Annotated in this window: 13 protein-coding genes; 9 read left to right on the top strand and 4 right to left on the bottom strand. The window is 72.6% G+C overall.

Annotated elements, in window-relative coordinates:
• Nucleotides 1–407 precede the first annotated feature (407 nt).
• Entirely contained in the window at nucleotides 408–539 is a 132-nt protein-coding gene (locus tag ACFC0B_RS26825; RefSeq protein WP_376090847.1) for a hypothetical protein, read from the top strand.
• Between the two features lie 63 nt (nucleotides 540–602).
• Here the strand turns inward: ACFC0B_RS26825 and ACFC0B_RS26830 are convergent, their stop codons facing one another.
• A complete protein-coding gene (locus ACFC0B_RS26830; protein WP_376090850.1) occupies nucleotides 603–1,154 on the bottom strand; it encodes a GNAT family N-acetyltransferase in 552 nt (183 codons plus the stop codon).
• A 28-nt stretch (nucleotides 1,155–1,182) separates the two neighbouring features.
• Complete coding sequence (locus tag ACFC0B_RS26835; RefSeq protein WP_376090853.1) at nucleotides 1,183–2,181, bottom strand: hypothetical protein; 999 nt, start codon at nucleotides 2,179–2,181, stop codon at nucleotides 1,183–1,185.
• An 874-nt stretch (nucleotides 2,182–3,055) separates the two neighbouring features.
• Between ACFC0B_RS26835 and ACFC0B_RS26840 the strand changes: the two genes are divergently transcribed.
• The 7 genes from ACFC0B_RS26840 to ACFC0B_RS26870 all read left to right on the top strand — a co-directional run bounded on the left by ACFC0B_RS26840 (nucleotide 3,056) and on the right by ACFC0B_RS26870 (nucleotide 10,768).
• The gene (locus ACFC0B_RS26840; protein ID WP_376090856.1) at nucleotides 3,056–3,250 is read left to right on the top strand and encodes a hypothetical protein; all 195 of its coding nucleotides are present in this window, start codon (nucleotides 3,056–3,058) and stop codon (nucleotides 3,248–3,250) included.
• The gene (locus ACFC0B_RS26845; RefSeq protein ID WP_376090859.1) at nucleotides 3,247–3,795 is read left to right on the top strand and encodes an ATP-binding protein; all 549 of its coding nucleotides are present in this window, start codon (nucleotides 3,247–3,249) and stop codon (nucleotides 3,793–3,795) included. Before ACFC0B_RS26840 ends, ACFC0B_RS26845 begins: the two co-directional genes overlap by 4 nt.
• A 220-nt stretch (nucleotides 3,796–4,015) precedes the next feature.
• Nucleotides 4,016–5,254 carry a methyltransferase, FxLD system gene (gene fxlM / locus ACFC0B_RS26850; protein ID WP_376090862.1) on the top strand — a complete coding sequence of 413 codons (1,239 nt, stop codon included), beginning with the start codon at nucleotides 4,016–4,018 and terminating at the stop codon, nucleotides 5,252–5,254.
• A gap of 55 nt (nucleotides 5,255–5,309) precedes the next feature.
• Complete coding sequence (locus ACFC0B_RS26855) at nucleotides 5,310–5,486, top strand: FxLD family lanthipeptide (RefSeq protein ID WP_376090865.1); 177 nt, start codon at nucleotides 5,310–5,312, stop codon at nucleotides 5,484–5,486.
• Nucleotides 5,487–5,577: 91 nt separating this feature from the next.
• Nucleotides 5,578–8,631: a lantibiotic dehydratase gene (locus ACFC0B_RS26860; RefSeq protein ID WP_376090868.1), complete on the top strand. Its 3,054-nt coding sequence runs from the start codon at nucleotides 5,578–5,580 to the stop codon at nucleotides 8,629–8,631.
• Complete coding sequence (locus tag ACFC0B_RS26865) at nucleotides 8,628–9,797, top strand: lanthionine synthetase C family protein (RefSeq protein ID WP_376090871.1); 1,170 nt, start codon at nucleotides 8,628–8,630, stop codon at nucleotides 9,795–9,797. Before ACFC0B_RS26860 ends, ACFC0B_RS26865 begins: the two co-directional genes overlap by 4 nt.
• On the top strand, nucleotides 9,779–10,768 hold the full coding sequence (locus tag ACFC0B_RS26870) for a thiopeptide-type bacteriocin biosynthesis protein (protein WP_376090874.1): 990 nt from the start codon (nucleotides 9,779–9,781) through the stop codon (nucleotides 10,766–10,768). The genes ACFC0B_RS26865 and ACFC0B_RS26870 overlap by 19 nt, the downstream gene beginning before the upstream one ends.
• Before the next feature lie 534 nt (nucleotides 10,769–11,302).
• On the opposite strand, the gene ACFC0B_RS26875 is transcribed toward ACFC0B_RS26870, so the two are convergent.
• Entirely contained in the window at nucleotides 11,303–11,605 is a 303-nt protein-coding gene (locus ACFC0B_RS26875) for a hypothetical protein (RefSeq protein WP_376090877.1), read from the bottom strand.
• A 54-nt stretch (nucleotides 11,606–11,659) separates the two neighbouring features.
• Here ACFC0B_RS26875 and holA point away from each other — a divergent pair, with 54 nt between their 5' ends.
• Nucleotides 11,660–12,661, top strand: a complete 1,002-nt coding sequence (gene holA, locus ACFC0B_RS26880) for a DNA polymerase III subunit delta (protein WP_376090880.1) — start codon at nucleotides 11,660–11,662, stop codon at nucleotides 12,659–12,661.
• Between the two features lie 30 nt (nucleotides 12,662–12,691).
• On the opposite strand, the gene ACFC0B_RS26885 is transcribed toward holA, so the two are convergent.
• On the bottom strand, nucleotides 12,692–13,528 hold the full coding sequence (locus ACFC0B_RS26885; RefSeq protein WP_376090883.1) for a hypothetical protein: 837 nt from the start codon (nucleotides 13,526–13,528) through the stop codon (nucleotides 12,692–12,694).
• Nucleotides 13,529–13,956 lie beyond the last annotated feature (428 nt).

The raw sequence follows: 13,956 nt of genomic DNA on the forward strand, positions 1-13,956 counted from the left end.
GCTCGGCCCGTCGCGGGCGCGCCGCCGCGGCGGGGGGGGGGCGGGGTCGGGGGGCGCGCCGGCCCGCCGCCCGCCCCCCCCCCCGCGCCGCCCTGGTGACCCCACCTCTCCTTCCCGACCACTTGGGTGGATGGGGCTTGGGGTTGGGGGCAAGTGGTCGGGAAGGAGAGGAGGGGTGGGCTGGGGCCCGGAAGAAACGATTCTTCCCGCCCGGCCCGAGCGCCCCGCTCGGGCCGGGCGAACACCGGGTGGGCTCGGGTGTGAGCGGCGGAGGGCGGATCCGCGTGAGGAAGCGAACGACCACATCGCGCTCCGGCCGTGGCCGGAGCGCGATGAGAGGGCCTCTTCGCCCGCCAGCCCGGCCGGCCGGACGCTCCCGTCCGACACCCGAACGCGAAGCCGGTCTCGTGGCCGTCCTCTACGCGGTCTTTGCGAACCCCGCCGATGACCCCCAAGCCCTGAACCACCTGTCCGACTCGGTGTGGGAGAAGGTCGAGCGGACCATCGCGGAACTCGCCGAGGAGCCTGCACCGGTGTGACCGCCGACAATGACGGGCCGTCCCGCACCCGAACCGGTTGCGGGACGGCCCTGCTGCATGCGTTCAGCGGGGTGGCAGCACCATGGCGTCGTACTCCGGCGACTCGGGGGCGTGTTTGATGCGTCCGCCGATCACTTGGTAGCCCCAGCGAGGGTAGGCGTCTCGGGCGGGTTGATTGTCCCAGATGCATGTCAACGTGGTCCATGGCTCTGCCCGCCGGGTCACCGTCTCGTCGTGGAGCCGGCGGCCGATCCCTTGGTTGGTGAACGCGGGGCGGACCATCAGCTCCCGCAGCCAGAACACCCGGCCGGCCTCGGCCGCCTCCTGGACCTCGGTCGGCCGGGCGTCGCCCAGGGACAGCCACCAGGCCCGATCCGCAGGCAGTGTCACGCCGTGGACGTAGCCGACCAGTTCACCGTCGTGGCGGGCGGTCACGGTCTCGAAGCCGCGCATCTCCAGCGCGCCGAGAAGGCGCTCAGCGAACGTCTCGGCGGCGAAGAACGGATCACCCGCGTACGGCGGAACCGCGTACACCTGTGCGTATGCGGCCACCAGTTCTTCAAGGACTTCCTTCGCGGCGGTGCCCCGGTAGTGGGCAAACTCAATGTCGATCAAGGTTGGCGTCCCTCTTCTCGCGGATGGATCAGGCGATGTACGCGGTCAGCCGCTCCACGGCGTCCCGCGCCTGCCCGCTGTGCTGGTAGGGCTGGAGGCTGTCGCGGACCAGGAGGAGCTGCCGCAGGTTCCGGGTGGAGGTCATGCCGCCCTCGATCAGCCGCAGCGACTCGGTGGCGGCGGCCACGGTCCGGTCCACGTCCCGCTCCTGGATCGCCGCGTAGGACAGCCGAGCCAGGCACATGCCCCGGTTGCGGGAGTGCTCGATGTCCTGCAGCGTCGCGGAGCGCTCCAGCAGCCGCACGGCCAGCCGGTGCTGCCCGAGATCACTGCGGCACATCCCCTCCAGGCATGTCAGCTCCGCCTCGTTCAGGAAGGCCACCCACCCCGGGTCGCGGTCGGTGGTGCCCTGGCTGAACGACCGCCACGCGCGCTTGATCGCCCCGGACGCCTGCACCTCGTTGCCGGCCTTCGCGTACCCCTGGGCCTCGCGGATCGCCAGCAGCGAGGCCACCCGCGGCGGCGCCTGCCACTCGGTGGCCTTCTCCCTGGCCAGGCGTGCGAACTGCACCGTCTCGCGCGGCTTGCCCAGGTCCACGGACTGGCGGGCCATGTTGGACAGGGTGCGGGTCGCCAGCGGCCCGTCCCCGGCGAGCATCGCGGTGTTCAGCGCCTCGGAGAAGTACACGCGGGCCTCGGGCTGCCGGTCCGCGTCGTAGCAGAACCAGCCCAGCGACGTGGTGAGCTGACCGGCGATCTGGTGGAGTTCCTGCCCTACCTCGTCGGGGTAGGTGCCGCGGTTTATCAGGTGATGGACCCACATCAGATGCGATCGGGCTGAGCGCCACAGGCGGTCGCCGCCGAATCGCTGGTCGATCGCGTCGAGATCGAAGGCGGTTTCCCGCAGCATGTCGATCTCGTCGTGGCTGATCCGCAGGTCACCGGAGTGAGCGGACGTGGGGGTGAGAGGGGACAGCCAGGGTAGGCCGAGCATGGCGGCCCCGGCGGTGAAAGCGCGGCGGTTCACGGGCGTGATGATCGCCTCATCCGTATCACCGGTGTCAACCTCGTCAGCCGTGAACCCGCCAGGAGGAGTGAAGCCCAGGTGCTCGGGCCCGCGGCCGAACGCCTCGCGTAGCGCTGTCGCGTAGTCAGGATGCGGCCACGGTGGATCGACTGACTCCCACCTGCGGTAAGTCCGAACGCTGACCTGGAAGTTCGCGTCGCGTAACGCCTGCCGCCCGGCATCGCTCACACCGTCGGCGGCCCGCTCCTGGGAGAACCAGCCCTTGGCCAGCCTGGCGGCGAACAGCCGCTCGTTCCCGGGTGTCCGTGGCGTCATCCGTCCCCCTGGTGGCTTGTCACACGGGCCAACGTAGGCCCTCACTGCGCGTGTGCGCCTGTTCTGGCCGGAAGACCATCCGTTGCCGCCTCTCGCGGCCACTGAATGTCCTCTGAGTGGCCGCTTCGCGTCCTCGACCGCCGGGGCCGGGGGCGATGCAATGGTTCCCCCGCCACTCGCAGCGACCATATGGTCACGCGCTGATCCTGGAAGCCGTCCCGGGCGGCGGAGGGGCGAAGCTGTGCCGGCCTCGCCTTCCATCGGGGCGGGCATGGCCAGCGTGCACCCCCGAAGCACCACACCACCTCTGGGAGCATTCCGTGTCCGACCGTCCCCGTTCCCTGCGCCCGCCGGGCCGGCCGACCCACCGCGGCGACCTGGCGCGTGCCGCCTCCAGTCGGCCGGACCAGCCCGCTGCGAAGCGCCCGCCCAAGCCGCTGTCGTCCGCTGCGCGGATGGTCCTGGACCAGCACCGCGCCGAAGCCGGGACCTGCGTCCGGTGCGGCACGCCGTGGCCGTGTGACCTCGCGATCCGCGCGGGCGCCAGCGGGGCCGCCTGATGGACGCCACCGCGATCGCCCAGCGCCCGGCCGACACCGGTCGGCCGGAGGCCGAGCAGTGGGGCCCCTGGATGCCCGACGGGAGCGGCCGCGAGGAAGTCATGGAGAACGACGCCCGCGCCCGTCGCCGCGCCCACGTACTGCGGCAACTCCAGGAAGCCCGCCGCAGGCGCCGCGAACGGGGGCCGCGATGACCGGCCAGACCACTATCCCCGCCGACCCGCAGCACATCCCCGAGGACTGCTGGGAGGTCGAACCCGAGGCGGCGAGCGTCGCAGAGGCCCGCCGCCGTGCGGTCGCCGCCGCCCGCGTCTGGTGTCCGGAGCCGCTTCCCGACGACTATGCGGACACGATCCGCCGCGTGATCTCCGAGCTGGTCACCAACGCCGTCCGCCACGCCGGGACCGCCGGGCCGATCACCGTCAGCCTGTGTCCGACTCGCAAGGGGAACCTGATTGTCGCGGTGACGGACAGCTCGCCCACCCCGCCCACCCCGCGCGGCCCGTACAACGACGGCACCAGCGGCTACGGGCTGGCGGTGGTCGCCGCCGAGGCCATCACTTGGCGCTGGAAGCCCGAGGGGAAGGGCAAGGTCGTCAGCGCGACGATCGCCCTGCCGCACTCCAAGACCCGCCCCAGGAAGTCCGGCACCGCCACCGCTGAGCGCGGCCCGGTCGCGCCGACTCGGCAGCCCGGCATGCCTGCACCCATCCGTCAGGCCGTGGAGAGTGCCGCCTGACCTCGCAATCTCCGCCCGGCCGGCTGATGCCTTCCCCGGCGCAACGGCCGGGCGGACAACCGGTGCCGCCCGCCAGGACTGGTGTCCCCCAGCGGGCGGCACCACCAACCACTCCGGCCGCCCGGAGTGTCGCTTCCGGTGGCATTCCGTAGGCTGATCCGCCCCAACCGATCATTGTCACAGGCCAGTTGAAAGATCATCACATGAGAGGGGAGCCCGCATGACGAACACCGTGGAGGCGGCCATCAGTCCCGAAGCCACTCCCGAGCAGCTGCGCGAGCAGATGATCAGCGAGCTGAAGCGCTCCGGGGACCTCACCTCGCCAGAGGTGGAGACCGCGATGCGCAAGGTGCCCCGGCACGAGTTCACCCCTGAAGCGCCGCTGGAGAAGGCCTACGCCGCGTTCGACGCTGTGGTGACGAAGGTCAATGAACAGGGCACGGCGATGAGTTCGGTGTCCGCCCCGCAGGTTCAGGCGTTCATGCTGGAACAGGCCGGCGTCGGCCCCGGCATGAGGGTGCTGGAGATCGGCTCGGGCGGCTACAACGCCGCGCTCATCGCGGACCTCGTCGGCGAGGACGGCCAGGTCACCACGATGGACATCGACCCGGACGTCACCGAGCGGGCCGAACGGCTCCTCAAGCAGCACGGCTACGACACGGTCCGGGTCGTGACCGGGGACGCCGCGGTGGGCGTCGCCGATCGTGCGCCGTTCGATGCGATCCTCGTGACGGCCGGGGCGTGGGACATCGCCCCCGTCTGGCGCGATCAGCTCGCCGAAGGCGGCCGGCTCGTGGTGCCCCTGCGGGTGCGCGGACTGACCCGCTCGATCGCCTTCGCCCGCCACGGCGACCGGCTTGTGAGCGAGTCGGTGCGGGTGTGCGGCTTCGTGCCCATGCAGGGCGCGGACGAGCACCACACCCAAGTGCTGCTGGTGACCGGCACCGAGGAGATCGCCCTCAAGTTCGACGACGAGGTGATGGGCGACCCCAGTGACCTCGACAACGCCGTGAAGGCGCCCAGGTCCGAGACGTGGACCGGGGTGACCATCGGCCGGCAGCAGCCGTTCGACACCTTGCAGCTGTGGCTCGCGACGAAGCTGGACGGCTTCTGCACCATGGTCGTCCGCGACGACCTGGACACCGGCATCGTCACCCCTGCGAACAAGTGGTTCGCCATGGCCGCCGTCGCGGGCAACTCCTTCGGCTACGTCACCTGGCGGCGCATCGAAGGCGACGACGGCGGCGTGGAGCTCGGCGTCCACACGCTTGGCCCGCAGGCCCCGGAGCTGGCCGAACAGCTCGCCGACCACGTCCGCTCGTGGGACCTCGAGCAGCGCGGTGGCAGCGGACCCCGATTCGCCGTCCACCCGGCCGGCACCCCCGACGACCAGCTGTCCGGCGAGCGGGTCGTGAACAAGCGCAGCAGCCGGATCACGATCTCCTGGCCCGAGGCCTGAGCGCCACAGGGGCAGGCGTTCCGCACCACCCCAACGATCAAGGAGTGTGAACACCATGACGACTGCACTGCTGGCTGAGGCCCCGACCGTCGAGGTCGAGGACGAGCTGTTCGACCTGGACGTGAAGGTCGTGGTCGCCGCGCACCCGAGCGGGAAGCTCATGTGCTCCACCGGCGACGGCTGCGGCACCACCTGCTCCACGGGCGCCAGCGCCTGCCCCTCGGCGATCTGAGACGAGGAGCGCGCGCGGGTGGGCCGAAGCCTTCGGCCCACCCGCGCCACCCCGGGCAACAGCCGCCACCCGCAGAGCAGGAGGGGAACCCATGAGCGAGGCAATGCCGGTCTACCGGGCAAGCGGCGCGGCCATGTTGCGCGCCAGCACCTACCCGGCCGGCCTGGAACTACCGGCCGCCGTCGATCTGGCCGCGAGTAACGCCACTGAGCAGGCCAGGCAATGGCTCACGACGGTGTGGTCCCACCCCGAGGTCCGGACAAGCGTGATGCTTGCCAGCCCCGTGCTCGGCCCGCAGATCGAGCGCGCGATGCGGGGCGCGGGCAGTCCACGGCGCGTGAACCGCCTCCTGCTGTCACTCGCCACCTACCTGGCACGCTGGCAGCGCCGGGCGACACCGTTCGGCGCCTTCGCGGGCGTCACCGGCGTCGAGATCGGCGGCCCGGCCGCCGCCGTGTGGGGGCAGCACCACCAGCGCATGGTGCGCACGGACGCAGGCTGGCTCGCCGGGATCATCGCCCGGCTGGAGAGCGCGCCCCACCTGCTGGAACGGCTGCCGGTCCTGGCGAACAACACCGCCACCACGCGTGGGGACCGCATCGTCATGCCCGGTGTCCCCGCAGGCAGCGACGCCCTGCTGATGCCGCCCGTCGATGTGTCCGTGCGCGCCACCGCGCCCGTGCGGCTCGCCCTGGAACTCGCCGCAGGCGTCCCCGTGTCCTACCGGTCGGTGCGGGACGCGCTGGCCGACCGCTACCCGGCGGTGCGTCGGGAACGACTGGACGCGCTGCTGACGGGGCTGGTCGAGCAGCAGTACTTGGTGACGGCCCTGTGGCCGCCGATGACCAGCGCGGACGCGCTCGGCCACGTGTGCCAGGTCCTGGACGCCGCCCACGCCGGCGACCTTCCCGAAGTCGCCGGCCTGACCGCCGAGCTGAAGCACGCCAAGGCCGCGCTCACCGAGCCCGGCACCGCACCCGCTGTCCTGGCGGAGCGGATGCGGGCGGTGCACCAGAGCGACACCGTGCCCGTGATGGTGGACGTCCGCCTCGACGCGCGGGTGCGGCTTCCCGCCGTGGTGGTCCGCGAAGCCGAGAGCGCTGCCGCCGCCCTGGTACGCACTTCCGCGCACCCCTATGGCCCTGCACGCTGGCGGGACTACTTCTTCCGGTTCCGCGACCGGTACGGCGTCGGCGCGGTCGTTCCGGTGATGGACCTGATCGCCGACAGCGGACTCGGCCTGCCGGCCGACTTCCTCGGCTCCTCCCGGCGCACCGCGCCGCGCCCGGCCACCGACCGCGACAAGACGATGCTGACGCTGATCCAGCAGGCCATGGTGGACGAGTGTGACGAGATTGTGCTGACGGACTCCTTGATCAGCGACCTGGCCGACTGGCAGGACGAACCCGTACCGCCGGGCCGCATCGAGCTGTGCTTCGAGGTCCACGCGCCAACCCCCGCGGACCTGGACCGGGGACGATTCGAGCTTGCCGTCACCGGCGCTCCCCGCCCCGCCAGCAGCATGGCCGGCCGGTTCACCCACCTTCTTGACCAATGCGAGCGGCAGCGGTGGGCGGACAGCTTCACCACGGGCACCGAAGCCACCGCGGTTCAGCTGTCCTTCGCCCCGCGCCGACGCCGCGACGACATGCTCGTGCGCTGCCCCCAGCTGCTGCCCCAGGTCATCCCCCTCGGAGACCACCACCCGCACGGCCCCGGCGTAATCCAGGCCGCGGACCTGGGCGTGATCATCGACGCCCACCGGTTCCACCTGGTGGAGCTGTCCACCGGCCGCGAACTCGAGCCGCGGGTCCTTCACGCGCTGGAGTCCGACCGGCACACCCCTCCGCTTGCCCGGTTCCTCGCCGAGCTGACCACTGCCCGCTGCCAGGTCTACATCGCGTTCGACTTCGGCACCGCCACGAGGATGCCGTTCCTGCCCGGCGTCCGCTACCGGCGCACGCTCCTCGCCCAGCCCCGATGGCTCCTGCCGCCCACCGCGATGCCCGCAGCCTCCGCCCCGTCCGCAGCATGGGACGAGGACCTTGCCGCGTGGCAGGCACGCTGGCGGATGCCGGACCGGATCGCGGTCGTGGAAGGCGAGCAGCGTCTTCCACTCGACCTCACCCAGCCCGTGGACCGGCAACTCCTTCGCTCACGGCTCGCCCGCACCACCGAACCGGTCGAGCTGCGGCGCGCCCCCGACCCGAAGGCGTCCGGCTGGCTCGGTCGGCCTCACGAAGTCCTGCTCGCGCTCCACCACCAACCCACCACCCCGGCGGAGACGAAGCCGACCCCGGTACGGCCCATGGCCACCACGAGCCCGCTCCAACTCCCCACGGACGGCGGCGTTCTGCACGCCCGACTGCTGGGGCACCCGGACCGCTTCGATGAGATCCTGAGCCAGCACCTGCCCGCCCTGCTGGAAGCCCTGGGCTCCGATGCCGAGTGGTGGTTCCAGCGGCACAACGACACCGCCCGCCCCGACGCTGACCAGCACCTCGGCCTGTTCCTCCGCCTGCCGCATCCACGACACCGTGACGCGCTGGAGCGGATCGGCGGATGGGCGGCACGGCTTCGTGACCTGCGGCTCCTCGCGCAGCTGGTCCTGACGGGATACCCGCCTCCGGCCGGTCGATACGGGCACGGCCCGGCGCTGGAGGCCGTGCAGGCCGTCTTCACTGCCGACAGCGCCGCAGCCCTCACCCAGATCCGCACCGCCCAGGCGACCGGTACCCCCGCGCAGGCCCTCGCCGCCGCCAGCATGGCCGATATCGCCACCGCACTCGCCCCAGCCGATGGCTTGCGGATGCTGTGCGAGGTGCTACCCCGTCGAACCGGCCCCCTCGACGCGGAGCTACGCGAGGCCGCCGAACATCTGGCCGGCCCGGGTGGGCCGTCACCCGCCATTCGTGACCTGCCGGGCGGTGACCTGATCGCCGACACCTGGCGGCACCGCGCCGCCGCCCTCGCCGGCTACCGGGCCCACCTCGACCAGCAGGAGCGAGACCCCGCCCCGGTGCTGCGTTCCCTGCTGCACGAGCACCACCTGCGCGCGGTCGCAGCCGACCGCACCCGCGAGCGCATCACCGAGCGCCTGGCGCGGGCCTGCGCGCTGGCCGGGATCGCCCGGAGGCCAGCGTGACGGCCACCAGCGCCGCCGCAGACGAGCAAGCCTGGGCCGCGCAGAGCCTCGACGGCGGGGCGGCCGGGACAGCGCTGCTGCACATCGAGCGCGCCCGCACCGGCCACGGCGACTGGAAGCAGGCGCACGCCTGGATCACCCGCGCCACCGCCCACCAGGTGAACGGCAGCGCGAGCGCGGGACTGTTCCTCGGCGCACCAGCCGTCGCGTTCGTCCTGCACGCCGCCGCCGACCCGCCCGAGCGCTACCAGCGCGCCCGCCAGGCCATGGACGGGCACGTGCGCGACATCTCCCACCAGCGCGCCCATGCCGGCCTCGCCCGCATCACCTCCGGACAGCCCCCGTGCTTCCACGAATACGACCTGCTGTACGGGCTCACCGGGATCGGCGCGCTGCTGCTGTGCACCCAGCCGGGCAGCACAGCCCTCGAACACGTCCTGACCTACCTGGTCGCGCTTACCCGACCCCTGAACTACCAGGGGCAGCGGCTGCCCGGCTGGTGGGTCGGCCACGGCCCGCGCTGGCACGACGGCGCCTATCACGGGCCCCCGCACCTCAACCTCAGTGCGGCCCACGGCATCACCGGCCTGCTGCTGCTGCTCTCGAAGGCCGCCCGCCAAGGGCTGACCGTGCCCGGACAGCTCGACGCCATTCGGACCATCTGCGCCTGGCTGGACCTGTGGCGGCAACACGGCCGGGCAGGGGTGTGGTGGCCGGAGACCGTCACCATGGCGGAGATCACCACCGGGCGACCCGCCCGGTCGCGTCCCGGCCGGCCGAGCTGGTGCTACGGCACCCCCGGCATCGCCCGCGCCGGACAACTCGCCGCCCTCGCGCTCGGTGACGAGCACCAGCAACGCGACTACGAACAAGCCCTCGCCGACTGCGCGACAGACCCCGCCCAGCTCCAGCAGATCACCGACCCGGGCCTTTGCCACGGCTGGGCCGGGCTCTACCAGACCATCTGGCGCGCGGCTGGGGACGCCACCACCCCCGCCCTGCACCAGGTGCTGCCCGCCCTGGGCGAGCAGCTGCACCAGGCCGCCGACACCGGCCACAGCGACGGCTTCCTGAGCGGCCGCGCGGGAACCGCGCTAGCCCTGGCCACCCGCACCACGAACCAGCCACCCGCCACCGGATGGGACGCATGCCTGCTGATCGACTGACCACCCTCCCCGAACACCCCCTCACGCAGCCGACCGATCCCGTCGAGGCCGCCATCTGGCGCGTCCTCGCCGGGACATCCGTCCCCGACGCGGCCACCCTCGCCGGGCTCGACCCGCAGCAGCTGACCGCCGCCGCCGAGGTCTACCAGCAGGCCGGCCGGTACGCCCTCCACCAGCAGACCGCCGTCACCTGCTGGCAGGCGTACATCCAGTTCACCGACTGGCCAAGCGCCGAAGCCATCGCCGCCCAGCACCTCGCGCCCGCACTCCACGACGCCGAATCCGTAGGCGCCACCTGGTGGTTCATCCGCAAGTACCCCTGCTGGCGACTGCGCATCCACCACGACCCCCGCCACGGCGACGCGCCCGCCACTGTTGCCGCCGCCCTGGACGCCCTCACCACCAGCGGAGCGCCCCGCTGGTGGACGGGCCTGTACGAACCGGAAGCCTTCGCGTTCGGGGGCAACCACGCGATGACCACCGCACACCGCCTGTTCCACGCCGACAGCCGCGCCATCCTCCACCACGCTGTACGCGAACCCTGGCCGCTCGGCCGCCGTGAACTGTCCGTGCTGCTGTGCACCACGATGTTCCACGCTGCCGGACTGGAGTGGTACGAGATGGGCGACGTCTGGCAACACGTCAGCCACGAACCCCCACTACCGGACCACGTGCCGCTGGACCGGCTGCCCCGAATGGCGGACCGGATCAGGCAGTTGCTTGTCGCTGACACCGAACCGTCCGGACCCGTGTTCCACCACCAGGGTCCCGCTGCGTTCGCCGCACCCTGGGCGGACGCATTCCGCCAGGCCGGGACCGCACTCGGAGCCGCCGCCCGAGCAGGCACGCTCGACCGCGGCCTCCGCCGTGTCCTCGCCTACCACGTGATCTTCCACTGGAACCGGCTCGGCATCCCGTACACGGCACAAGGAGTCCTGGCCCGCGCAGCCCGGGACGCCATTCTCGCGTGACAGACGCACCGCTGCCGGGCGTGCTGCGTGGTCGGCGGGTCGGGGTGGTGCAGGGGACCGCGGTGAACGATCCGCCGGGCGAGGCCGCCCGGGTTGCGGGATGGGCGGTGCAGGCCGGGGTGTGTGGGGTGTTGGGGTCGGGGGACAGGGGCTGGGGAGGAGGACTGGGGAGAAACGTCCTTTCTCGCCCGGCCCGAGCGCCCCGCTCGGGCCGGGCGAGCGCCACAGTGTCTCGGTCGCGTACCCGCAGCGCGCTCGCTCGGGTGGGGAGGGAAGGGAACAACGCCGCGCTCCGGGCGGGGCCCGGAGCGCGGCGTGAAGGAACTGCGCGGGAGGGGATCGGGCGATACGTGCGCACCCGCCGTCCGGCGCAGGAAGTCGGCCCGGCCGACTTCCTGCGCCGGACCAACCCCGGAGCGAGGCGGCCGCAGCACCGCCCCTCCCGGAGTTCGCGGAAACAGGCGGCACGGGCTCCCAGCGCCATGGAGTGGGAAGTCGGCCCGGCCGACTTCCCACTCCGGAGCGGCCCGGGGGTCAGCTTTCCTCGCGCCAGCCTTCGTGGGAGGCGGCGACGGTGTCGAGGGCGCGCAGGAGGGCGGGGGGCCAACCGTCCTCCGGGGGTTCCACGACCACCAGCCACTGGGCGTCCTCGGCGTCGTCCTCCCCGGCGAGGGCGTCGCGGACGATGTCGAGTTCGCCGAGGTCGGGGTGGTCCGCGCTGAGCTCCTCCGCCGCCTCCTCGGCGGCGTCGCGGTCGGGCAGGACGAGCAGCTGCCGGGCGTGCGGGGTGTGCGGGGCGAAGTCGTCCGGCAGGTCGGTGGTGGGGTCTTCGGTCACCCGCCCATTCTCCAGGGACGGAGCTGTCCGTCCCCCGTGGGATGCTGGTAGGCGATGGCCAGGAAGAGTGCACCCGACGACCTGCTCGCCCCGCTGACCCTCGCGGTCGGCCAGGAGGAGCTGCTGCTGGACCGTGCTGTCGCCCAGGTGGTGGCCGCGGCGAAGGCGGCCGACCCGGACACCGATGTGCGGGACCTCCCGCCGGGCGGCCTGCAGCCGGGCAGCCTGGCCGAGCTGACCACGCCCTCGCTCTTCGCCGAGCGCAAGGTCATCGTGGTCAGGGCCGCCCAGGACCTCTCCGCCGACTCCGTCAAGGAGGTCAAGGCGTACATCGAGGCCCCCGTCGAAGAAGTGATCATGGTCCTGGTGCACGCGGGCGGCGCCAAGGGCAAGGGCCTGCTGGACGCGGGCCGGAAGGCCGGCGGCCGCGAGGTGGCCTGCGCCAAGCTCGCCAAGGCGAGCGAGCGGCTGGCCTTCGTCCGCGGCGAGTTCCGCACCCTCGGCCGCTCGGCGACCCCCGAGGCCTGCCAGGCCCTGCTGGACGCGCTCGGCAGCGACCTGCGCGAGCTGGCGGCCGCGTGCAGCCAGCTCACCTCCGACGTTGAGGGCGCGATCGACGAGACCGTGGTGGCCCGCTACTACAGCGGCCGGGCCGAGGCGACCGGCTTCGAGGTGGCGGACCTGGCGGTCACCGGCCGGGCCGCCGAGGCGCTGGAGCGGCTGCGCTGGGCGCTGGCCGTCGGCCAGCCGCCGACCGGCATCACCTACGCGCTGGCCTCCGGTGTGCGCAGCATCGGCCGGCTGGCGACCACCGGGCGGAACATGCGCCCGGCGGACCTGGCGCGCGAGCTGGGCATGCCGCCGTGGAAGGTGGAGCGCGTCCGCCAGCAGATGCGCGGCTGGACCGGCGACGCCGTGGCCACCGCCCTGACCGCGATCGCGCAGGCGGACGCCGCCGTCAAGGGGGGGTCCGACGACCCGGCCTTCGCCCTGGAGCGCGCCGTGGTGACGGTGGCGAGGGCCGCCCGGTCCGGATCCCGGGCGCCGTCGTACTGATCCGGCGCGGCCGCCCCGGCCCCGCCGCCGCTACGCGCCGCCGATCGCCTTGAGCATGTCCCGGGTGTCGTCGAGCATGGCCTTGCGCACGGTCTCGCGGTCCAGCGTGTGGTTCTTGCCGATCTGGTAGTTGTCCGTCCAGAACAGCGAGTACGTCATGGCGCCGTCGCGGATCTGCAGGTAGTAGTTGATGTCGTGGAAGGTCTTGTCCGCGCTGGTCGGCTCGTCGCCGTACGCGAGGTAGGCCTCCTCGCCGAGGCCGGGCACGTCGGTGATCTCGTACTTCTGCTGCTCGAAGTAGTGCCGTACGGCGGCGAACTCGGGAACGGAGTCGACGGCCTTGTGCAGTTCGGCGCGGATGTCGAGGGTGGCGTAGTCGGTGGTCTCGCTGTCGCCGGGCGTGCGCTTCATCAGCGCGTAGCAGCGCATGACGTCCATGGACTCGCTGCGGCCGGCGTGCTCCAGCGGGTAGTTGTCCACCATCTTGTACTTGCCGCGGAACGCGGTGAGCTTGCCCGCCTCGCAGATCTTGTCGACGGTGCGGTAGCCGCGGACGCTCTTCGCGGCCGACGTGCCGCCGACGATGCCGGGCACCGCGACGACGGCGCCGGTCCAGACCGCGGAGGCGATGATCGCGCCGACGAACGCCCAGACCGCGTTGCGCCGCAGCCCGCCGCCCCGCCTGCCGTCCGGGGCGGTCGGGGCCGTCGGGGCGCCGGAGGCGCCGGGCGCGCTGGGCAGGCCCGGCGGCGGCCCGAAGCCGGGCGGGCCGTGCGGCGCCGGCGGCTGCGGCTGTGGCTGCTGCGGGAAGCCGGCGAAGCCGGGTCCGCCCTGCGGTGGCGGTGGCGGTGGCGGCGGTGTCCCCAATGTGTGCCCCCCTCGGGCCCTCGACGTGGCTGCCGAACACCCGGGACCCTACCCGGTCGCACCGGAGGCCGGGACCCGGTCCGTCGGTCCGGTCCGGTCCGCCCGCGGTGAGCGCGCCGCCGGAGCGCCGACCGGCCCCGGACATGGGTACTGCCCGCCCGGTGTGTACCGGACGGGCAGTAGTGAAAGGGCCTATGAGCTGCCACTTTCGGTCAATCTCTGTGCACCGCACCCGCGTGGCGAACGCAGGCCGCGTGTGTTAGAGGCACTTTGCTGACCAGTGGAAACAGCCCCTATAGGCCGGTTGACCAGGGGAAACGCATCCCGCGTTATCCCTCGTTCTCCCGGCTCATCTCGCGCTCATGTGTACTGAATGTGTACTGCGAGACGAGACGGCGCCGCCCGGTGTGCGACCACCAGACGGCGCC

The sequence above is a fragment of the Kitasatospora sp. NPDC056184 genome (assembly GCF_042268405.1).
In the GTDB taxonomy this organism is placed as follows: domain Bacteria; phylum Actinomycetota; class Actinomycetes; order Streptomycetales; family Streptomycetaceae; genus Kitasatospora.

Excerpts from the sequence above, each read along its gene's own strand:
- ACFC0B_RS26860 (WP_376090868.1), top strand. The coding sequence starts at position 5,578 with ATGAGCGAGGCAATGCCGGTCTACCGGGCAAGCGGCGCGGCCATGTTG.
- ACFC0B_RS26840 (WP_376090856.1), top strand. The coding sequence starts at position 3,056 with ATGGACGCCACCGCGATCGCCCAGCGCCCGGCCGACACCGGTCGGCCG.
- holA (WP_376090880.1), top strand. The coding sequence starts at position 11,660 with ATGGCCAGGAAGAGTGCACCCGACGACCTGCTCGCCCCGCTGACCCTC.
- ACFC0B_RS26845 (WP_376090859.1), top strand. The coding sequence starts at position 3,247 with ATGACCGGCCAGACCACTATCCCCGCCGACCCGCAGCACATCCCCGAG.
- ACFC0B_RS26855 (WP_376090865.1), top strand. The coding sequence starts at position 5,310 with ATGACGACTGCACTGCTGGCTGAGGCCCCGACCGTCGAGGTCGAGGAC.
- ACFC0B_RS26870 (WP_376090874.1), top strand. The coding sequence starts at position 9,779 with ATGCCTGCTGATCGACTGACCACCCTCCCCGAACACCCCCTCACGCAG.
- fxlM (WP_376090862.1), top strand. The coding sequence starts at position 4,016 with ATGACGAACACCGTGGAGGCGGCCATCAGTCCCGAAGCCACTCCCGAG.